The 19,409-nt window shown below is 73.4% G+C and carries 17 protein-coding genes; 10 read left to right on the top strand and 7 right to left on the bottom strand.

Annotated elements, in window-relative coordinates; genetic code table 11:
* Positions 1-38 precede the first annotated feature (38 nt).
* The gene (locus MUK52_RS31430) at positions 39-581 is read left to right on the top strand and encodes an MOSC domain-containing protein (protein ID WP_284581849.1); all 543 of its coding nucleotides are present in this window, start codon (positions 39-41) and stop codon (positions 579-581) included.
* Between the two features lie 58 nt (positions 582-639).
* Here the strand turns inward: MUK52_RS31430 and nhaA are convergent, their stop codons facing one another.
* The 4 genes from nhaA to MUK52_RS31410 form a co-directional block, all read right to left on the bottom strand.
* Entirely contained in the window at positions 640-1,941 is a 1,302-nt protein-coding gene (gene nhaA, locus MUK52_RS31425) for a Na+/H+ antiporter NhaA (protein WP_114059211.1), read from the bottom strand.
* Positions 1,942-2,214: 273 nt separating this feature from the next.
* Positions 2,215-7,104 (bottom strand): DNA repair ATPase, encoded by a 4,890-nt coding sequence (locus tag MUK52_RS31420; protein WP_284581848.1) that lies wholly within the window; start codon positions 7,102-7,104, stop codon positions 2,215-2,217.
* A gap of 94 nt (positions 7,105-7,198) precedes the next feature.
* Complete coding sequence (locus MUK52_RS31415) at positions 7,199-9,262, bottom strand: flotillin family protein (RefSeq protein ID WP_284581847.1); 2,064 nt, start codon at positions 9,260-9,262, stop codon at positions 7,199-7,201.
* Between the two features lie 233 nt (positions 9,263-9,495).
* Positions 9,496-10,341, bottom strand: coding sequence for a class I SAM-dependent methyltransferase (locus MUK52_RS31410; protein WP_284581846.1), 846 nt, complete (start codon positions 10,339-10,341; stop codon positions 9,496-9,498).
* Positions 10,342-10,453: 112 nt separating this feature from the next.
* Between MUK52_RS31410 and MUK52_RS31405 the strand changes: the two genes are divergently transcribed.
* A complete protein-coding gene (locus tag MUK52_RS31405) occupies positions 10,454-11,038 on the top strand; it encodes a TetR/AcrR family transcriptional regulator (RefSeq protein ID WP_114059206.1) in 585 nt (194 codons plus the stop codon).
* Between the two features lie 232 nt (positions 11,039-11,270).
* Here MUK52_RS31405 and MUK52_RS31400 read toward each other — a convergent pair whose 3' ends face one another.
* From MUK52_RS31400 to MUK52_RS31390, 3 genes are all read right to left on the bottom strand, one after another.
* Complete coding sequence (locus tag MUK52_RS31400; protein WP_284581845.1) at positions 11,271-12,119, bottom strand: hypothetical protein; 849 nt, start codon at positions 12,117-12,119, stop codon at positions 11,271-11,273.
* 243 nt (positions 12,120-12,362) lie between these two features.
* Positions 12,363-13,127, bottom strand: coding sequence for an ABC transporter permease (locus MUK52_RS31395; RefSeq protein ID WP_284581844.1), 765 nt, complete (start codon positions 13,125-13,127; stop codon positions 12,363-12,365).
* Positions 13,124-14,137, bottom strand: a complete 1,014-nt coding sequence (locus MUK52_RS31390; RefSeq protein WP_284581843.1) for an ABC transporter ATP-binding protein — start codon at positions 14,135-14,137, stop codon at positions 13,124-13,126. Before MUK52_RS31390 ends, MUK52_RS31395 begins: the two co-directional genes overlap by 4 nt.
* Before the next feature lie 239 nt (positions 14,138-14,376).
* Here MUK52_RS31390 and MUK52_RS31385 point away from each other — a divergent pair, with 239 nt between their 5' ends.
* From MUK52_RS31385 to MUK52_RS31350, 8 genes are all read left to right on the top strand, one after another.
* A complete protein-coding gene (locus MUK52_RS31385; protein WP_284581842.1) occupies positions 14,377-14,844 on the top strand; it encodes an RNA polymerase sigma factor in 468 nt (155 codons plus the stop codon).
* Between the two features lie 194 nt (positions 14,845-15,038).
* Positions 15,039-15,221 carry a hypothetical protein gene (locus MUK52_RS31380; protein ID WP_114059201.1) on the top strand — a complete coding sequence of 61 codons (183 nt, stop codon included), beginning with the start codon at positions 15,039-15,041 and terminating at the stop codon, positions 15,219-15,221.
* 376 nt (positions 15,222-15,597) lie between these two features.
* Entirely contained in the window at positions 15,598-15,798 is a 201-nt protein-coding gene (locus tag MUK52_RS31375) for a hypothetical protein (RefSeq protein WP_114059200.1), read from the top strand.
* A 153-nt stretch (positions 15,799-15,951) separates the two neighbouring features.
* Entirely contained in the window at positions 15,952-16,131 is a 180-nt protein-coding gene (locus MUK52_RS31370; protein WP_114059199.1) for a hypothetical protein, read from the top strand.
* Between the two features lie 127 nt (positions 16,132-16,258).
* Entirely contained in the window at positions 16,259-17,095 is an 837-nt protein-coding gene (locus tag MUK52_RS31365) for an HTTM domain-containing protein (protein WP_114059198.1), read from the top strand.
* A complete protein-coding gene (locus MUK52_RS31360) occupies positions 17,092-18,108 on the top strand; it encodes an alpha/beta fold hydrolase (RefSeq protein WP_284581841.1) in 1,017 nt (338 codons plus the stop codon). Before MUK52_RS31365 ends, MUK52_RS31360 begins: the two co-directional genes overlap by 4 nt.
* Positions 18,105-18,650: a hypothetical protein gene (locus MUK52_RS31355; RefSeq protein ID WP_114059196.1), complete on the top strand. Its 546-nt coding sequence runs from the start codon at positions 18,105-18,107 to the stop codon at positions 18,648-18,650. The genes MUK52_RS31360 and MUK52_RS31355 overlap by 4 nt, the downstream gene beginning before the upstream one ends.
* Positions 18,647-19,366: a class I SAM-dependent methyltransferase gene (locus tag MUK52_RS31350; RefSeq protein WP_246043050.1), complete on the top strand. Its 720-nt coding sequence runs from the start codon at positions 18,647-18,649 to the stop codon at positions 19,364-19,366. Before MUK52_RS31355 ends, MUK52_RS31350 begins: the two co-directional genes overlap by 4 nt.
* Positions 19,367-19,409: the final 43 nt, after the last annotated feature.

The raw sequence follows: 19,409 nt of genomic DNA, 5'->3' as shown, positions 1-19,409 counted from the left end.
GTGGCAGCCACGGTCACCGACGAGGGGGAGTGCCGGACATGAGCGGAAGAGTGACAGCGGTCAGCAGCAACGCCACGTACTCGTTCACCAAGCCGAACCGGGACAGCATCACCCTGCTCACCGGCCTCGGCGTGGAAGGGGACGTCCACGCCGGTGTGACGGTCAAGCACCGCTCACGCATCGCGCAGGACCCGACCCAGCCGAACCTCCGCCAGGTCCACCTCATCCACGAAGAGCTCTTCGCCGAGGTCGCCGGCGAAGGGTTCCAGGTGTCGCCCGGCAGCCTCGGCGAGAACATCACCACCAGCGGCATCGACCTGCTCGGCCTCCCGGCCGGCACGCTCCTGCGCATCGGCGACTCGGCGGTCCTGGAAGTCACCGGCCTCCGCAACCCCTGCCGGCAGATCGACGACTTCCAGGACGGCCTGCTCAAGCACGTGGTCGGCCGCGACGAGTGCGGCACCGTCATCCGCAAAGCCGGGATCATGAGCATCGTGAAGGAAGGCGGCGTCATCCGCCCCGGCGACCCGGTCGAGGCGGAGCTGCCCGCAGGCCCGCACCGCCCCCTCGACCGGGTCTGACCGCCCCGTCCCCCCGCTGTGTTCGCTCGCTCCCGCGGCGGCACCGCGGCCGCGGCCGCTACCGGGGCGGAGCGGCTTCGCGCTGGTAGATGTCCGGGATGCCGTCCGCGTCGGAGTCCAGCATCTCCTCCTCGTACAGCCGCTTGTACACCGTGTTGCGGCGCAGCAGCAGCAGCGCGGCGAGGACGGCGGAGACCGCGGAGCCGATGAGGACGGCGGCCTTGATCTGCTCGGTGAGGGCCTGGCCGGGGAAGGCCAGTTCGCCGATGAGGAGGGAGACGGTGAAGCCGATCCCGGAGAGGACGGCGAGGCCGAGGACGTCGGCCCAGCTGAGGTCGGGGTTGAGTCGGGCGCGGGTGAAGCGGGCGGCGAGGTAGGTCCCGCCGAACACGCCGAGGATCTTGCCGACGACGAGGCCCAGCACGACGCCGAGCGGTTCCGGCGTCGTGAAGACCCGGGCGAGGGCATCGCCGGAGACGCTGACCCCCGCAGCGAACAGCGCGAACAGCGGGACGGCCACACCGGCGGAGAACGGGTGGACGAGGTGCGCCACCCGCGCCCCGGGGGCGGCGTCCTCGCCCTTGTCGGCGGTGGTACGCAGGATCAGGCCCATGGCGACGCCCGCGACGGTGGCGTGCACGCCGCTGTTGTACATCAGCGCCCAGATCGCGAGCCCGAGCGGGACGTACCACCACCAGCCGCGCACCCGGAAGCGCTGGAGCAGGTAGAAGACGGCCAGCCCGGCGAAGGCCCCGCCGAGCGCCCAGAAGTTCAGCCCGTCGCTGAAGAAGATCGCGATGACGAGGATGGCGCCGAGGTCGTCGACCACGGCCAGGGTGAGGAGGAACGCCCGCAGCGCGGCCGGCAGGTGCGTGGAGATGACGGCGAGGACGGCCAGCGCGAACGCGATGTCGGTGGCCATGGGGACAGCCCAGCCGTCGAGGCTCCCGCCGCCGAGGCCCGCGGTGAGCGCGTACAGGGCGGCGGGCACGGCCATGCCGCACAGGGCGGCGACGACCGGCAGCGCGGCGGTGGCCGGAGTGCGCAGCTCCCCGACGACGAGTTCCCGCTTGAGCTCGATGCCGGCGACGAGGAAGAAGACGGCGAGGAGGCCGTCTGCGGTCCAGTGCCCGACGGACAGGTCGAGGCCGAGCGCCGGTATGCCGAAGTGGAACTCCCGGACCTGCGTGTACAGGTCGCCGAGGGGGCTGTTGGCCCAGACGAGTGCGATGACCGCGGCGGCCAGGAGCATGAGCCCGCCGAAGGTCTCGGTGCGCAGGGCCTCGGTGATGGCGCGGCGCTCCGGCCACGGCAGGAGGCCGAGGAACGGGGAGCGCTCGGGCGGCGGGGCAGCGGTCATTGCGGGGAAAACCTCCAGGCGTCGGCAGCGGCAGGGCACACGGGCCCGAGGACGCCGACCAGACTTCCCGGCACACCCCGCGTCCGCCCTCGGGTCGGGAGGGCGCCTTGACGCGTTCTTCACACCCTATCGGGACCGTCGGAATGTCGCCAGGGGGGCTTTGACGTGCAGCGATGGCGGCGAGGGCAGAGCCCCGCCACAGCCCGCACCGCCGAGTGGAGACCGCCCGCAAGCCTGCCGCCCGCCGCCGCCCTCTCAGCGGCCTCAGCGGCGTCAGCGCCGCCGCGCCGGCCGGAGCACCGGCCGCCGGACGGCCCGCGGAGGCCGCCCCGCCCGCGCCGGAATCCAGCCACCGGCACCACCGCGCCCCCCGCCCGCGCCCCCGCGCCCGTACGGAGCGGTGATCTCCGCCCAGCGCGCCGCCTGTTCCGGTGTGAGGGCGCCCCGCAGCGCCGCCAGCTTCAGCAGGTTGGCCTCCGTGCCCGTCGCGAGGGCCTGCGCCTCCGCCCGGTAGTGGTCGTCGACCACCGCGGCCGCCTCGGCCCCGTTCATGGCGGGCGACAGCCGCGCCGCGATCCGGTTCATGTTCCGGTACGAGCCCTGGAGCCGGAACGGCGGCTCCGTCCGGTCCGCGTCGTCCTGCGCCGCCGACGCGATGTACGCGGCGTTCACGGCGAGCACCGTGGCCCGCGCCGCCGTCAGATGGCCGAGCAGCGCCGTGATCTCCTCCACCTCCGCCGGGGCGTACGGGTGCGACAGCCGGTCCGCGCGCGCCTCCGGATCGCCCTCGGCCAGCCGCAGGAGGAGGGCGAGGTCGGCGCGGTCCCGCCCGGCGAGCGGCGCCAGCACCGGATGCGACGTCAGGGCGTTCTCGACGAAGCTGAACGCGAAGGCCTCCTCCCGCCCGGTCAGGACGTCTCCCAGGTTCCACACGTCGGCCCGGTTGGCGAGCATGTCGGGAATCCGGAACCGGTCCCCGGACTGCGTGTACGGGTTCCCGGCCATGCACACCGCGAAGCGCTTGCCGCGCAGGTCGCGGCCGTTCAGCGTGCGCGTCGCGTCGCACAGCGGGATGAACTGCTGGAGCAGCTCCGCGGACGTGTGCTGGATGTCGTCCAGGTACAGCAGCACGTTGTTGCCGGCCTCCAGCGCGAACGCCACCTTCTCCAGCTCCCGCCGGGCCGCCGCGTCCGGCGCCGCCTCCGGGTCGAGGGAGGTGGTGGCGGGCCCGAGCGCCGGCCCGTCCACCTTCACCAGCAGCAGCCCGAGCCGCTGGGCGACGTACTCCACCAGGCTCGTCTTGCCGTAGCCGGGCGGCGACAGGAGCAGCAGCAGGCCGTGCGTGTCGGTGCGCCGCGCGTCGCCGGCCGCGCCGAGCTGCTTGGCCAGGCTGTCGCCGACGAGCGGCAGGTACACCTCGTCGATCAGCCGGTTGCGGACGAACGACGGCATCGGCCGCGGCCGGTACGCGTCGATCCGCAGCCGCTCCCGCTCGGCCGCCAGCAGCCCGGCCCGCTGCCGCTGGTGCGCCCGGAAGCCGGGGACGTCCGCGGCCGCGAACTCTGCTGTACGGGTGAGGAACTCCGCCAGCTGCAGCGGCAGCACACGGTCCCGCACCCGGGCGTGCGTGCCGAGCAGCCCGGTCACGGTGGCCGCCGTGGCACCCTCCACCGGATAGCGGGGCAGCGCCGCGCACAGCTCGGCGGCGGCCGCCTCCTCCACCGTCCCCGGATCCGCGTCGTACCCGGTCGCGGCCGCGAAAGCGCCGAGCCAGCCCACCACGAGCTGCCGCCGCTCGGCCAGCCCCGACAGGACCGCCAGGTCCTCGTCGTACGGCGCGGCCCCGCCGCCGCCCGCACCGGCGCCCCCGCCGCCCGCGCTGCGGCGGAACGCGTCCAGCAGCCCCCGGGCCGCCGCCGACAGGGCGAAACCCTCGGGCCCGCAGGTCAGCTCCTCCAGCAGGTACGCGGCCGCCCGCGCCGGATCGGCCCCGAGCGCCCCTGCCGCCCCGAACGACCCGATCGCGCGGGCGAGTTCGTCCTGGAGTTCCCGCAGCGCCGGCGCCGCCCCGAACAGGTCCCGGGCCCGGCCGAGCGAGACCGCCCGCCGGCCCAGCGCGTCCCGCTCCCCGCGGCCCGGCCCGTGCGCCCAGAACAGCGCGGCCGCGGCCCGCTCCCGGGCCGGGTGCCGCAGCAGCCCGGCCTCCCGGCGCAGCCGCAGCAGCACCCGCAGGATGGCGGCGGCGTCGTGGTCGTGGACCCCCCGCTCGTACCCCTCGTCGTAGGCCTCCTCGGCCGCCCGCCGCACCAGTGCGTCGAGCCCTTCCCCGGCGGCGGCCAGCGCCTCCGGGCCGTGCCCGGACAGCACCCGCGCGGCCAGGTACTCGGCCCGGTACACCTGCGCCGACTCCGACGGCAGCACCCGGTCCCAGTACGGCCGGCTCTCCTCGAATCCCGGATCCGCAACCGGCCGGCGGTAGTCGGTGCCGGTCAGCGCGTACGCCAGGCCGTCGCCGTACGGCACCAGCGTCAGCTCGGCGGTCTGCCGGGTCACCGCGAACCGGTGCCGGCCCAGCCGAACCGTCCCGCCCCCGTCCGCGTACAGCTCGGCGCGATCCCGCAGCGCCCGGCCCGCCTCCTGCCGGGCAGCGGCCAGGCGCCCCGTCAGCTCCTCCGCCCGCACGGAGTCGCCGAGCGCCCGCAGCCGCTCCACGGTCCGGCGCACCCCGGCCACCACCGGGTCCGAGCTGAAGTAGGTGTTCACCGCGTCGTCGTCGCCGAGCGTGCAGGCCCGGCGGACCACCGTCTCCAACACCCTCTGCGCCGACGCGGCGAGGGACTCCGCCCGCCGGGCGCCCGCGTCCTGGAGGCTCTGCCGGCGTGCGGAGAACGCGTCCTGCACCTCCGCGCGCTTCTCCGCGAGCCGCGCGGTGAACTCCTCGTTCTCGGCGAAGCGGGCCTCCAGGTTCTCCCACTGCACCAGCAGCCGGGCCAGCTGCGCATCGCACTCCTCGGGCGTGCCGGCCGCGGCCAGCGCACCCGTCGCCAACTGCCCCAGCAGCGCGAACTCCGCCGCGAACTCCGCGCCGCTCTCCTCGTGCAGCAGCTCCCGCCTGCGCGTCTCCAGCCTGGCCCGGGCCTGGTTCAGCGCCCCCAGCACCTCACCGATCCGCTCCAGGACGCCCGCGCGCCCCGCAGGGTCGCCCGCCTCCAACCCCGAGGCGACCTCGGTCAGCTCCTGCAGCCCGAGGACGCGGCCCTCCACCTCCCGGCGCAGCGGCTCGGCCTCGGCGGCCGTGGTGATCGCCTCCGCCGCGTCGGCGAGCCGGCGGGCCTCCGCGGCGTAGCCGTCGAACGCGTCCGCCCGCCGGAGGAAGGCCATGGCGCGCTCGGCGGTGGAGCCGATGGCCGAGGCCACCTCCGCGGCCAGCGCCTCCACGGCGCCCATGTCCGCGTACCGCATCCCGGTGAGCGTGACCAGGTGCCCCTGCGCCCGGCGCAGCTCGGTGATGCGCGCGATCCACTCCTCCGCCCCGGCCGGCGCCTCCCCGCGGATCCGGCGCAGCAGCCCCGCGACGGTCCGGCCCGCCTCGGCCAGCGCGCCGGCGGCCTGCGCGGTGAGCGCCCGTACCGCCTCGAACTCCGCCAGCACCTGCTCCGCCGTCGCCCGTACGGCCGCCAGTGCGGCATGCAGGTCCACCGCGCCCGGCGCCGCGTCGGCGAGTTCCGCGAGCCACGGGAACCGGTCGCCGGCGCGGACGCAGTCCGCGAGCAGCGACTCGTACAGCGCCTGCGTCGCCGCGGAGGCGTCCGTCTCCCCGGCGGCCGCGGCCCGGCGGGCGACGGCCGTGGTGTCGGCGACGGCACGCACCAGGTCCGGGTTCCCGATCCGGGCGAGCGGCCCCTCCGCCGCGGACCCCCCGTGGGTGTCGGACGTGAAGGGCGTGCTCCACTCCTGCACGGCATGGGACCGCGCCGCGCGCCCGTCCCCCGGCCGCAGCACCACCAGCGTGCCGTCCTCGAACCGGGCCAGCCCGTCGCACGGCAGCGGCGCCGAGACCTCCTGCCGGATCAGGCTGTAGGGGAGCAGCAGCCGGCGGTTCCCCGCCCGCTCCTGGAAGACGAACAGCACGTCCTCGCCGTTGGGGGAGGCCACCGAGTGGTCGAACTCCAGGCCGGCGGTGTCCGTGTCGAACGTCCTGACCGTGCCGTCGGCCAGGCAGTAGCCGCCCGGGAAGACGATGCCCCCGTCGTCCGGGAGCCGGCGGCAGGACAGCCCGATGCCGTCCAGCCGGACCACCGTCCCGGTCACCGCGTTGAAGACGAGGTGGCGCCGCGTCTCCTCCTTGTACGGCAGCACCCGCAGCAGCGTCAGCGGCCCGACGACCGCGTACGCGATCTCGGCGTCCGCGAGGGACTGGAGGGACTCGTCCACCGGCTCGCGGTGCACGAGCCCGGCACCGGTCTCCGTGTCGTCCTCCGTCCTGATGCTCAGCGCCCCGCCGACCGTGGAGACGTACAGCCGCCCGTCGACCGCCGCGTGCGGGTGCCGGCCCGGTACGTGGTCGTCCCGGGTCACCTCCCGCCACCGCACGTCGTGGGCCGCGGGGAAGACGTGGTCGCGCTCGCCCCGCCCGTCCAGGAAGCGCACCGTGCCGGCCGGGCCGGCCTGCCAGCGCAGGACGCGGATGTCCTCGGCCTGCTCGCCGGTCCGGAAGACGGCGAGAAGGGTGTCGTCGACCATGCGGAGCCGCTGGAGGCGGGCACCGTGGTAGTAGCGGTGCAGCTCGTCGAACTCCCGCCGGAACGCGGGGTCGTCGAGGAGCCCGGGCACGGCGTCCTCGGGCAGCGGCTCCAGGTTCCGGTCGTACAGCGCCAGCACGTCCCGTACGGACGTCCCGCCGCCCCGCGCGGCGGTGCCCCGGTAGCCGAACAGCAGGCGGTCGCCGACGGCCACCAGGTCCGCCGCGATCCGGGCGTCCTCCGTGCGCAGGTGCCCGGAGCCGGCGAGCGCGACCCCGGCCGAGCCGAACGCCGCGATGCGGGCCGTGTTCAGGGCCTCGGCGCCGCGGGCCAGCTCGCCGGCCTGGGCGGCGAGCCGCCCGCGCAGCACCTCGTACGTCCCCGTGTCGGCGCCCGTGGCCGTGTCCCTGCCCGTGGTCATGCGTGCTGCTCCTTCGCGTACGAGATCGTGAGGGCCGTGGAGCCGCCGCCCCTCCGCGGCGGCTCCACGGCCGTCGACCGCACCCCCGTGGCGGTCAGTCTCGGGCGGCGCCGTTCACTCCGGCCACCGCGGTCTTCCCGGCGAGCTCGCTCACCGGCAGGTCGGCCAGGCCCAGCTCCCTGACCTTGGCCATCAGCGCGTCCAACTGCCCCGAGCCGGCCGGCATGAGCTTCGCCAGCAGGGCCGAGACGGTCAGGTCGCGGACGTCCGCGGCGGACGTGTTCGCCACCGCGCGGGTGAGGTCGTCGGTGAAGGACCCCGAGCCGTCGAGCCAGGAGGCGGCCAGTGCCTGCGCCGTCCGCGAGTTCTCCATGAACCCGTCGACCGCCCGGCCCATCGACACCGCGCCCACGATCCGGTCGAAGAAGGCGGACTCCCCGCCGACGATGCTGATGTCGGCGCCCTCCAGCCCCGTCGCGAGGACCGAGGCCTGCGCCTCCGCCACCTGCCGCTGCGCGTCCAGCCCGGCCAGCCGGATCTCCTTCTCCGCCTCCAGCCGCAGCCTGTACTCCTCGTGCGTCCGGGACGCCTCGTCCAGGGCGGCCATCGCCGCCGCCTTCTCGGTCAGGCCCGCGGCCTCGGCCTTCAGCTTCTCGCCGACGCCCGCGGCCTGCGCCAGCGCCAGCTCGCGGGCGCCCTCCGCCTCGGCCCGCAGCCGCGCCGCCGTCACCTCGGCCTCGGCACGGCCGGCCTTCTCGATGACCTCGGCCTCCTTCTCCCGTACGGCCACCCCGGCCAGGCCCGCGGCGGCCGCCTCGGCCTGGATCCCCTCGGCCAGGCGGATCTTGGAGCGTGCATCCAAGTCGGCCGCCTTGCTGCGGGCCTCGGCCAGCGTGAGCTCCTCCGCGGCCCGGTGCACGGCCGCCTGCTCCGCCGCCTCGGCGGCCTTGATGTCCTTGACCAGCCGCTCCTGCGCCTCGGCCTCCGCGGCGATGACGATCGCCTGCCGGGTGCGCTCGGCCTCCTCGACGGCCCGCAGCCGCTTGATGGACTCCTCCTGCTCCGCGACCGTGCGGTCCACGGCGATGCGCTCGCGGACGACCTCCGCGATGTCCCGCCGCTCGTTCTCGACCTCCTTGTCGGCGGCGATCCGCGTCAGCTCCGTCTCCCGCTCCCGCGCGATGACCTCCAGCAGGCGGTCCTTCTCGATGCGCTCGTTCTCCACCGCGATGACCCGCTCGCGGTTCTTCGCGGCGACCGCCACCTCGCGGGCCTGGTTCTCCCGCTGGATGCCGAGCTGCTCCTCCGTCTTGAGGAACGCGCTCTGCGCCCGCAGCCGCTCCTCCTCCACCACCCGCGCCGTCTCGGCCTCCTCCCGGGCCCGCGCCGTCTCCACCTCGCGCCGCTGCCGGATCTCGGCATCGGCCTGCCGGCGCTCCAGTTCGAGGATGGCCTCGCGGGCGTCGACGTTCTGGCGGGTGATCTCCTTCTGCTCGTTCTGCCGGAACTCGTTGGTGCGGATGTTCTCGATGGCGGTCAGCTCGGTGATCTTGCGGATGCCCTGCGCGTCCAGGATGTTCCCGGCGTCCAGCTGGCCGACGGGCGTCTGCTCCAGGTAGTCGATCGCCGCGTCCTCCAGGCTGTAGCCGTTGAGGTCGATGCCGATGATCTCGATGATCTGGAAGCGCAGCTCGTCGCGCTTGGTGTACAGGTCCGCGAAGTCCATCTGCTTGCCGACCGTCTTCAGCGCCTCGGAGAACTTGGCGTTGAACAGCTCCTGCATGGTCGCCTTGTCGCTGGCCCGCGCCGTGCCGATGGCCTGCGCCACCCTGATGACGTCCTCCACCGTCTTGTTGACCCGGATGAAGAACGTGATCCGGATGTCGGCCCGGATGTTGTCCCGGCAGATCAGGCCGTCGCGGCCGGTGCGGGAGATCTCGATGGCCTTCACCGAGATGTCCATGACCTCGGCCTTGTGCAGCACCGGCAGCACGACCTGGCCCGTGAAGGTGACGTCGACCTTCCGCATCTTCGAGACGATCAGGGCCTTGCCCTGCTCGACCTTCCGGAACAGCCGGGACAGCACGACCACCACGACGATCGCGACAGCCAGGACGCTGAGCAGCAACAGGCCGAGGCCCGTCGTGACGACATCCATGAGTCAACCCCCTCCACATCATTTGCCGGGCGGCTCACCCGAACCGCTCCACGAACCGGACGACGCCGACTCGTCGCGAACGACAGGAGGAGCCCCCGAAGGCAGCGGTCCCGAGCGCGGGCGCACGTCTGTCGCACCCCGGGGCCCGACACCCCTGCGGCGTTCGCGGTGTCCATCCTGTGCCGTGGGGCGGCATCCGCACATTGCCGAACTCCGGCAGTCTTCACACGTTTTTAACGCGCGGTCGCCGTGAGCAGCCAGGCGGTACTGCGCAGCCGCAGCCCGCTGCCGCCTTCACGGGGGCGGAGCGTGTCGGTCAAGCGCCTGCGGGCCTCGGCGGCCGCGCCGGGCGCGGACCGGGCGAGGAGGTGGCGTACGGGCCCGGACTCCAGCAGGAGGCCGGCTGCGTGCGCCGCGTCGTCGCCCCAGGTGCCGTGGGCGGTCACGTGCTTGGCGCGTACATCCTCCCAACCCGCCCGCTCCAGCAGCGCCGCGGCCGCGCCGGGCGCGGAGAGGGAGAACATGCCGGGCCCGCCGGGCTCGCCGAAGCCGTCCAGCGGCAGGAGGTCCGCGAGGGCGGCCAGGGCGGTCAGCCACTCGTTGCCCTCGGGTTCGGCGGCACACAGCAGGGCGGCGCGGCCGCCCGGGCGCAGTGCGGCGGCGATGTTGCCGAAGGCGGCGACGGGATCGGCGAAGTACATGACGCCGAAACGGCTGATCACCAGGTCGAAGGCGCCGCGGGGGAGGGGGTGGACCTGCGCGTCGCCCTGCTCGAAGCGGGCGTTGGCGATGTCCTCGCTCGCGGCGGCTGCCCGGGCCTGCTCCAGCATCGGGCCGGAGAGGTCCAGGCCGAGGGCGCTGCCGCGGGGCGCCGCGGCCCGGGCGGCCAGGCGCGTCGTGGCCCCGGCACCGCAGCCGACGTCGAGGACGCGGTCGCCGGGCGCGATGGCCGCGGCGTCGAACAGGGGCTGGTTGAAGCCGGCGTTGACGGCGTCCCACCGGTCCCGGCGGGCAGCCCAGTGGCTGCCCTCGTAGCCGTTCCAGGCGCGGTACTGGGCGGTGTTCGCGGTGCTGTTCATGGGGTGGACCTCCCGGTGCGCAGACGTGTGCGAAGCCCTAGTATGGGCATACGCCCAAACAGTATGGGCGCGTGCCCATACTGGGCAACACCCTTCTCCACCGGAGGACGTGATGTCACCACGCGGGGTCGCCATCCCCGATCTGCGCGCCCGGCTCTTCGACGCGGCCGAACGAGTCCTGGCCCGCGACGGAGCCGCCGCCCTGACCAGCCGGGCGGTCACCGCCGAGGCCGGCTGCGCGAAGGGCGTGCTGCACACGCACTTCGCCGGGCTGGACGAGTTCGTGGCCGAGCTGGTGCTGGACCGCTTCGCCCGCACCGCCGAACTGGCCGCCGCCCTGCCCGCGAAGGCGGGCGGCGGCACACCCGCCGGCAACCTGGCCGACGTGGCCTCGGCGGTACTGGCCCTCGACCCCGGAGTCGTCGGCTTGGCGGTGACCCGCCCGGCGGCGGCCCTCCGGGTCCGCGAGGCATGGGCGGCAGGCGCACCCGGCTTCAACGCGATCCAGGCGTCGGTGGAGGCCTACCTGAACGCCGAACGCACCCTGGGCCGCGTCCCCGCCGGCCTGGACACGGCCTCCGCGGCCCTGGCCCTGGTGGGCACCCTGCACCACCTCCTGATGACCGGCCATCCCACCGCCCCGCCCCCGCAGACCCGGGTGAAACCCCTGATCCACACCCTCCTGGGCACCACCTGACCACCCCGCTCCCCGACGGCCGCCGCCCCGCAACCACCGCGCCCCACCGGAGTGGAGGCCGGCACCCCGTGCGCGGAGGCGGTGAGGGCGTGGGCGTTCTCAGCGGCACCAGCGGCCCCGGTGTCCGTATCAGCGCCGTCTCGGAGCAGGGCGTCCTGCGCACCCCGGGCGACCGGCCGGGCCTGACCGCTCTCGCCGACGACGGCCGGCCGATCGAGAACGGCCCGCAGCCTCAGTACGCCCCGAAGGACCAGAAGACCCCGACCTCGTCGTCCGACACCGAGACCAACCCCAGCTCCTCGAACAGGTCGATGCCGTTGAGGTACTCGCCGGTGGTGAACCGGTGCGCCCTCGTGCCCTGAAGGCCGGCCCGGACGAAGTCCCGCCCGGGGTCCGCGGCCGCGTCCAGGGCGTTCGTCCAGAACCGGGCATCCGGGCCGTAGCGGTCCAGCAGGACACGCGCGTCGGCGAGCAGGGCGTCGCGCTCCGGCCGGTCGCGTACCGGCCGGTCGTCGCGCCACTCCTCCGCCATGACCGCGAGCGCCGTGACGGCCGCCCCGCGCTCCAGCTCGTGCAGCCGGTCCCGGAACCCGGCGGCGGGCGGGGGCGCGAAAGGGTACGCCGGTACGACGGCGCGGGCACCGTTCGCACGGTCGCCGTCGATCCGCAGCCAGCCGCGGGGGTCCTCCACCTCACGGTGCATCAGGGCGAGCACGTCCTCGGCCCAGTCCCCGTGCCGGCGCGGACCCGTGGCGAGGAACACGTACGGGTCGTCCAGCAGGCGCAGAGCCGCCGCGTTCCAGGGGCTGCGGCGCCGCCGCAACTCCCTCAGGGTGGTGCCGACGCTCAGGGCGAACGCATGGGCCGGCGACCGCGGAACGCGGGCCAGCTCCCCGTACGCCCACCGCAGCAGCTCCGCGGCCGCACCCTCTCCCGCGACCGCGGCCGCGACAGGCTGCGGCGGTGCACCGGGTACCACGGCCCGGTTCCCGCGCCCGAGTTCCACGGCCGCCCGCCACAGGTCCTCCAGGTGGGCGTCGAGGAGGTCGAGGGCAGCGCGCTGGTCGTCCGACGTGCTCATGAGCCGACCCTAGGGCCTGTATGAGTTGCCCCGTGGAGCAAGGAGCGGCGTTCGGCTCGTGCGCCGAGGGTGCGTGCCGGGCGTCGCGACGCCGCGGGGCAACTCAATACAGGCCCTAGGGGCCTGGCCGGCCTGGCACGGACCCGAGAGGTGCCAGCCTCGGACCACGCAGCGAGGGCGCCGCCCGCGCGACCTGCGCGGGCGGCGCCCTCCGCCGGGAAAGGCCTCAGCAGGGGCCCCCGATCACGTACGCGGTTCCCAGCGGAACCGGCGGGCCGCGACCCACGCGAACAGCGCCGTCCAGACGGCCGCGGTCACGACGCGGACGACCGACTCGCCGAGGCCCAGCTCACCGGTCCAGCCCGACCGGAACAGGTCGACCGTCGGGGACAGCGGCGCCCACATCAGCACGTCGCCCAGCTGCTCCGGCAGCACCTCGCGCGGGATGTAGATCCCGGAGACCATCGGCAGCACGAAGATCGCGGGCAGCGTCGCGACCATGACGGACTCGGCGGTCCGGCACAGCGCGGCCGTCGCCGCGGCCATCGCCATCATCAGCACGATCCCCGTGACCAGCCCCGCGGCCGCGGCCAGCGGCTGCCGCGGGAGCGCACCGAACATGACGGACAGCGCCGCGGCCACCACGGCGATCTGCACCACGGCGACGGCGACGTACATGGAGGCGCCGCCGGCGAGGATCACCGCGTCCGAGGCCTCGCCCGTGCGGAGCCGCTTCAGCACGAGCTCCTCCCGGCGCGCCACGTACAGTCCGGTCACCGACGAGTAGAGCGAGAAGATCAGCAGGACGCCGGCGGCCGTGGACACCATGAGCGGTCCCGGGTTGAGGCCGTGGCTCGCCAGGTCCATCTGCTCCTGCACGTACCGCATCGAGAACAGGATCATCAGGGGGACGAACACGACGAAGACGTAGTTCGCCTTGACCCTGTTGAACAGCGTCCACTCGATGCGGAACAGGGTCTTCATGTGCCGGATGGCAGGGCTGTTCATGCCTTCTCCTGCGGTTCTGCTGCGTCGTCCGCTGCTGCGTCGTCGTTGCCGTCGCCGGCGTCGATGGCGTCGGCGTGGTCGTCGTGGTCGTCGGTCACGCGGGCGATGGAGATGAACGCCTCCTCCAAGGAGGCCGGCCGTGCCGTGAACCGGTCCAGCTCCACGCCGTGGTCCTCGGCCCAGGCCAGGATCCGGGCGGCGTCCTTCTGCAGCTGCCCTGTCGTGACGGTGATGCGGCCGCCCTGCTCCTCGACCGTCCCGCCGACCGGCAGGTCCTGCGCGCTCCACTGTCCCGACAGACGGAACGACAGCGTCGCGGGATGGCCGGAAACGATCTCCGAGACCGTTCCGGACGCCGCGATGCGCCCCCGGTGCATGATCGCCAGCTCGTCGGCCAGCGACTCCGCCTCCTCCAGGTAGTGCGTGGTCAGCAGGATCGTCGAACCCCGCTCCCGCAGCTCCTTGACCAGCCGCCAGGTCGCATGCCGGCCCTCGGCGTCCATGCCTGCGGTCGGTTCGTCGAGGAACAGCACCTCCGGGCTGCCGAGGGTGGCGATGGCCAGGTCCAGCCGCCGCTTCTCCCCGCCCGACAGGTTCTTGACGAGCACGTCCGCCCGATGCGACAACCCGGCGAGTTCCAACGCCTGCGCGACCGGGCGCGGCCGCGAGGTCAGGCCGGCCCACATCCCGATGCTCTCCCGCGCCGTCAGGTGCGCGGTGAAGCCGCCCTCCTGGAGCATCACACCGGTGCGGGGACGGATGCGCGCCCGGTCGGCGACCGGGTCGAGATCCCCGAACAGGCGTATGCGGCCGCGGTGCGGGGCGGCGAGGCCCTCCAGCATCTCGACGGTGGAGGTCTTGCCGGCGCCGTTGGTTCCCAACAGGGCGAACAAGGAGCCGGGTCTCACGGTGAAGCTGACACCGCGCACGGCCATGAAAGCGCTCTTGCCGCGTCCGTAGCGACGCCAAACGTCATGGGCATGGATGTGGCTGGATTCCGATGCTGCCATGGGGCCTTCCTCAAAGTGGGCGCGCCGGTGGCGATCCTCAAATCTTCCTCAGGCTCTTACCTGTGCTGACCCAAGATTGAACCATGTATGTCTAAAGTGATCTTGCCGCAGAGCGTCTGACCAACGCTCGAACGCCGCAGACGAAAAGCCGCTGTTGACTTCACTGTGGGCAGCGGCCAAGGGGGAGAACTGCTGTGCCCGACTATGCCATTGCCCTGAGCCGCCCTGAGTTGGACGCATTGCTGCGTGACGTAATACCGCTGCTCCGGCGGCAGGCGTCGCGACTGCTCGGCGAGGATGCCGACGACGCCGTCCAGACCGCCTGCCTGAAGCTGCTGAAGGCTTCGGACGCCTGGCTCGCACACGCCAACCCGACCGCGTACGCGATGCGGGCGGTCACCACGGCGGCGTACGACCTGAAGAGACGCCAGTCGCAGGACATGCCCGTCGACGAAGTGCCCGACCGGCCGCAGGCCGGGGACGCCCTGGCCCTGCGCGAGGCGCGGTGGGAGGTCGCGCGCCTGCTGGCCGAGGTGCCGCGCAAGCAGGCGGCCGCCATCTTCCTCGTCGACGTGCAGGACTACACGATCGACGATGCCGCGGCCGTGCTCGGTGTCCACCGGGGCACCGTCTCCCGCGCCAGGCAGCACGGGCTCCAGGCCATGCGGAAGAAGGCCCTCTGCCGGGGCGTCCGCCGGGTCTCCTGACCTCCGCCGAAAAAGTTTCGGGGGCAGTCATACGAGCGGCGGCCCCCAGCGGTTGAACAGATGGAAGGGCCGCGGGGGCAGGCTCGAAGGGCCGGACGTCCCCGCACTCGCGAGCGGGAGGCCCTGCCGATGCGCACGATCCACCCGCGCACGGAGGGAGTCCCATGTCTGAACAAGAACCCCGGAGTGCTCTCATGCTCTTGCACAAGGTGAACCAGAACGCCTCGCTCACCGGCTCGCTCTCGCAGCGGACCCTGGAGGGTGCTGTCTCGCCCGTCATGGCCACGCCGTCGCTGGTCTTCACCCCGTGTGCCGGCAAGGCGGCGGTCCTCGTCACCGCCGCGGCCGTCGGTTACGCCACCGCAAAGGTGAAGTAGCTCAACGGCTCAACGGCTCAACGGCCCCACCGCGGCACCGGCGCATTACCGCGCACCGCGCGCCGCTTACCCGTCACCACCCGTTCGGCTATTCACTTCCGCCGTGCCCGAAAAGGGCCCGCCGGACGAGCCACGCGCACGGCGCCTTTCCCGTGTCCGTCCGCCGGCGCGCGCTGCGCACGCACGCGCCGTATTCCTGCGGCGGACGGGATGAACCCCTTTCCCGGGGGCGCCGACGGGAACACCCACACCCGCCCGCCCGACAGCGGGAATTCTCCCGCGGGCCGAGGCCGGACAAGACTTCCCGCTGCCCGCTTTCAGGCAGACAGCGGGTTGATCCGCAATCCACAGAACACGCCAGTAAAGGAAAAGCACCGTGCTGATCCAGAAGGTCAACCTGAACCCCGCCGTCAACGGCGAGCTGCACGCCGGCTCGCCCGCGGGCGCCGCGGCCCCCGTCATGGCCACCCCGGCCATCATCGCCACCCCGGTCATCGCCAAGACGGCCGGCTACGTCGTCGGCGGTGCCGTCGTCACCGGTGCCGCCGCGGTGGCCTACAAGACCGCCACCGGCTGACCCGGTCCGCCCCTGCCGTGTCCGGCGCCCGGTCCTGACACGGACCCCGGCCCGCGTCCGGCCCACGTGTGACCGGTGCCGGCAGACAGTCCACATGTCTGCCGACACCGGGCGCACTCTTCCCCGTAGTACCAGACAACTGGAGGAACAGTCATGTCCGTGCTGATCGAGAAGGTCAACGCCGGTGCCGCCCGTGCCGCCGAGAGCCCGGTCGCGCCCGTGATGGCGACCCCGGCCGCGTTCACCGTCGGCTTCGTCGGCGGCGCCAAGGCCACCGCCATCATCGTCGCCGCCGCCGGCGTCGGTGCGGCCGTCAAGGCCTGCCAGAAGTAAGCGGATCAGGGGCGGCGAGCCTTCAGCGGTTCCCGGCTCTCCGCCCCTGCACTCCTCCGCCCCCGCACTCCTCCGGCCTCCACCCCCGCGGCCCTCCACCCACCCATGCTGCGATCAGGAACAGATCATGCTGTCACGTCTCCGCCGAGTCGCTGAAGCGGCGTGTGCGCACCCGCTCGCCACAGCGGAACGGCTGTCCGCCGCCACACACCTGCTGTCCAGCCTCGAATACCTCGTCCGCAGGACCGACCGGCAGCCGGGCGGCCTGAACGACTGGAACCACACCAGGTCCCAGGTTCCCGGCCGTACGAAGGCCACCCAGGCGGTCAAGGACTTCGTCGCCCGGGAGCCGGTCACCCAGGCCATCCACGCCTCACGGGTCCTGGCCGCAGCCGTCCTGATCTCGCCGGTGCGGAACAACTCCGTACGCATGGCCGCCAACGCCTACCTGGTCGGCAGCCAGCTCGCCGTCTACCCGCGCCACCTGTTCGGCACCGACGGCTCGGACCAGGTGTCCTTCCTCGTGCAGACGGCCGCCGCCCTCGGCCGCGCGGGCGGCACCGACGCCACCCGCAACGCCGCCGTCCAGTTCATCGGCGCCCAGACCGTCCTGTCGTACGGCGCCTCCGGCTGGGCCAAGCTCCCCGGCGACGCCTGGCGCTCCGGCGACGCCCTCGCCAAGATCATGCGCACGCAGACCTACGGCGACGAGTGGTTCTTCAACAAGCTGGAGAAGTACCCCGCCGCGTCCCGTGCCATCTGCCACACCGTGCTGGCCCTGGAGTGCGGCTTCCCCCTCCTGCTGCTGAAGAAGGGCAAGTACGTGGACGCCGGGCTCGCGGCCATGGGCGCCTTCCACCTGGCCAACGCCCGCTTCATGGGACTCTCCCGCTTCGCCTGGGCGTTCGTCTCCACCTACCCGTCCGTCCGCGCACTCGCCAAGGGCACCAAGGAGGCGGCGTGAAGCCCCTGACCTTCCCCCGCCTCACCGGCGCCGGCCTGGCGGCATGCCTCGCCGCCGGCATCGCCCACCAGGGCTACGCCGAGCTGGCGACCCGCACCCGCCGCCACGCCGGCTTCGAACGCCGCCGCGTCCGGTGCGACACCGGCAACATCATCACGTACCACGTACGCCGCGGAACCCCGGGCGGCCCCACCCTCGTGTGCGAGGCCGGGCTGATGAACACCGCCACCTCCTGGCTGCTCCTCGCCGACTTCCTCGACCCGTCGATCTCCGTGCTCGTCTACGACCGGGCCGGCTACGGCAGCTCGCTGCGGCGCTGCCCCGAGGACTACTCGCTGAACGAGTCCGTCGGCGACCTCCTCCAGGTCATCGCCGACGGAGCCGGCACCGACGGCGCCTGCGTCCTGGCCGGGCACTCGCTCGGCGGCTACATCGCCCACCGGGCGGCCGCCGCGGCCCCCGACCGCGTGGACGGCGTCGTCCTCGTCGACCCCAACCACCCGCGCGAGCTCATCCACTCCCGCAAGCAGCGCGAGGGCGCCCGCGCCGCAAACCTGACGATGAAGCTGGGCCCCTGGTCCGCGACCCTCGGCGCCGGACTGCTCATGGACAAGAAGGGCATGTTCGCCTTCGCGGCCGGCAGCCCCCACCACCGGGCCCTGCGCCTGGAGGGGTCCGCCCCCTCCACCTGGCGCGCCGCCCTGCGGGAGTGGAACTACTCGTACGCCTTCATGCTCGACGGCGGCCGCCCGCTCGACCGCCTGCGCATACCGGTGTGGGTGGTCGCCGCCGAATCGACGGTACGGGACATCCCCGAACACCACGACCTCTACGAGGAGTACGTCGCGTCCGGCGACGGAGGCAGCATCATCACCATCCCCGGATCCACCCACGTCTCCGTGACGGGCGGAACGGAACACACCCCGCACACCGCCAAGGCGATCGAGCAGGCGGTCGCAGACGCCGCCGCCCGCCGCGGCGACGACGGCCCGGACCGGAGGGAAGCGGCATGAGCAAGGCGAAGACCGTGATGCAGCAGGCGGTGCCGGCCATCCTCGCCGGATGGTTCGTCGCCTCCGTCCTCAGCCAGCACCCCGACCGCAGCTACGACAAGCTCCGCAAGGCCGACAAGACCGGGACCGGCATCCTCATCCCGAACTGGCGCTTCTTCGCCCCCAACCCGGCGGTCGACGACCAGCACTTCCTGTACCGGCTGGCCACCGCCGACAAGTCGGAGCACACCGAGTGGCGCGAGGTGTACTCCATCGCCCCGCGCAAGCTCGTCCACGCCTTCTGGTTCCCCGGCCGCCGCATCGAGAAGGCCATCTTCGACGTGGCGTCCACCCTCCTCCACAACCCCGGCGCGATGACACCGCTGCACCAGGAGGCCAAGGAGGGGGCCTACCACCTCATCAACGAGTTCGTGCGGCAGCGCCTCACCCCCGAACCGGGCTACCCCCTCTTCCAGGTGATGCTCGTCCGCTACTCCGGCTACGACCACAGCGAGGACCCCAAGTACGACATGGTCTTCGACTACGAAGAGGTGAACCGGTGACCCGGGACGTGCAGTACGGCACCGCCGTGGCATCCGTGTACGACACGCTGATCGCCCCCGCCATGCCCACCGGGGAGGCCGTGGACCGGCTCCGGCCCCACGTCGCCGGCGGCCGCGTCCTCGAGGTCGGCGTGGGCACCGGCCGCATCGCCGCCCCCGTCGCGTCGATCGCCGCCCACGTCACCGGCATCGACAACTCCGAGCCGATGCTGGAGCAGTTCCGCGCCAAGGGCCTCCCCGGCAACGTCGAACTGGTCCGGGCCGACTTCCGCCGCCCCCTCCCCGTCACCGGCACCTTCACCGCCGCGTACTCCACCATGGGATCCCTGGCGTGCGTGTCCTCCCGCAGCGAACTGACCCGCGCCCTGACCCACGTACGGCAGGCCCTGGAGCCGGGCGCCGCCCTGTGCCTGGAGTACTACTCCACCGCCACCTACCGGCCCCTCGTCGACCTGCACACCCTGACCGTGCCGACCCCCGACCGCCCCGGCACCACCACCTTCACCGTCACCCTCGACGACGCCGGCATCCTCACCATGGACACCCGCGTCGACGAGGACGGCAAGGCTCCCGTGGCCTTCGGCGAGCAGGTCCTCCTCATCGAACGGGACGAGGTCCAGGCCTGCCTGGCCCGCGCCGGCTTCACCGTCGAGGACGTCGTCCCGGCCGGCGAACACGAGCCCTACGACTGGTACACCGCCCGCGCCGACGGGTGACCGAGCCGGGCCGGCTCCAAGGCAACGCGACGCGATCTCTTCT

It is taken from the genome of Streptomyces sp. 2P-4, assembly GCF_030167965.1.
Classification (GTDB): domain Bacteria; phylum Actinomycetota; class Actinomycetes; order Streptomycetales; family Streptomycetaceae; genus Streptomyces; species Streptomyces globosus_A.
This window is presented reverse-complemented; position numbering and strand designations above follow the sequence as displayed.

Bases quoted from the DNA above. Each gene is read 5' to 3' on its own strand.
- MUK52_RS31395 (WP_284581844.1), bottom strand. From the start codon at position 13,127: ATGAACAGCCCTGCCATCCGGCACATGAAGACCCTGTTCCGCATCGAG.
- MUK52_RS31390 (WP_284581843.1), bottom strand. From the start codon at position 14,137: ATGGCAGCATCGGAATCCAGCCACATCCATGCCCATGACGTTTGGCGT.
- MUK52_RS31355 (WP_114059196.1), top strand. From the start codon at position 18,105: ATGAGCAAGGCGAAGACCGTGATGCAGCAGGCGGTGCCGGCCATCCTC.
- MUK52_RS31365 (WP_114059198.1), top strand. From the start codon at position 16,259: ATGCTGTCACGTCTCCGCCGAGTCGCTGAAGCGGCGTGTGCGCACCCG.
- MUK52_RS31400 (WP_284581845.1), bottom strand. From the start codon at position 12,119: ATGAGCACGTCGGACGACCAGCGCGCTGCCCTCGACCTCCTCGACGCC.
- MUK52_RS31410 (WP_284581846.1), bottom strand. From the start codon at position 10,341: ATGAACAGCACCGCGAACACCGCCCAGTACCGCGCCTGGAACGGCTAC.
- MUK52_RS31415 (WP_284581847.1), bottom strand. From the start codon at position 9,262: ATGGATGTCGTCACGACGGGCCTCGGCCTGTTGCTGCTCAGCGTCCTG.
- MUK52_RS31430 (WP_284581849.1), top strand. From the start codon at position 39: ATGAGCGGAAGAGTGACAGCGGTCAGCAGCAACGCCACGTACTCGTTC.
- MUK52_RS31405 (WP_114059206.1), top strand. From the start codon at position 10,454: ATGTCACCACGCGGGGTCGCCATCCCCGATCTGCGCGCCCGGCTCTTC.
- MUK52_RS31380 (WP_114059201.1), top strand. From the start codon at position 15,039: ATGCTCTTGCACAAGGTGAACCAGAACGCCTCGCTCACCGGCTCGCTC.
- nhaA (WP_114059211.1), bottom strand. From the start codon at position 1,941: ATGACCGCTGCCCCGCCGCCCGAGCGCTCCCCGTTCCTCGGCCTCCTG.
- MUK52_RS31420 (WP_284581848.1), bottom strand. From the start codon at position 7,104: ATGACCACGGGCAGGGACACGGCCACGGGCGCCGACACGGGGACGTAC.
- MUK52_RS31370 (WP_114059199.1), top strand. From the start codon at position 15,952: ATGTCCGTGCTGATCGAGAAGGTCAACGCCGGTGCCGCCCGTGCCGCC.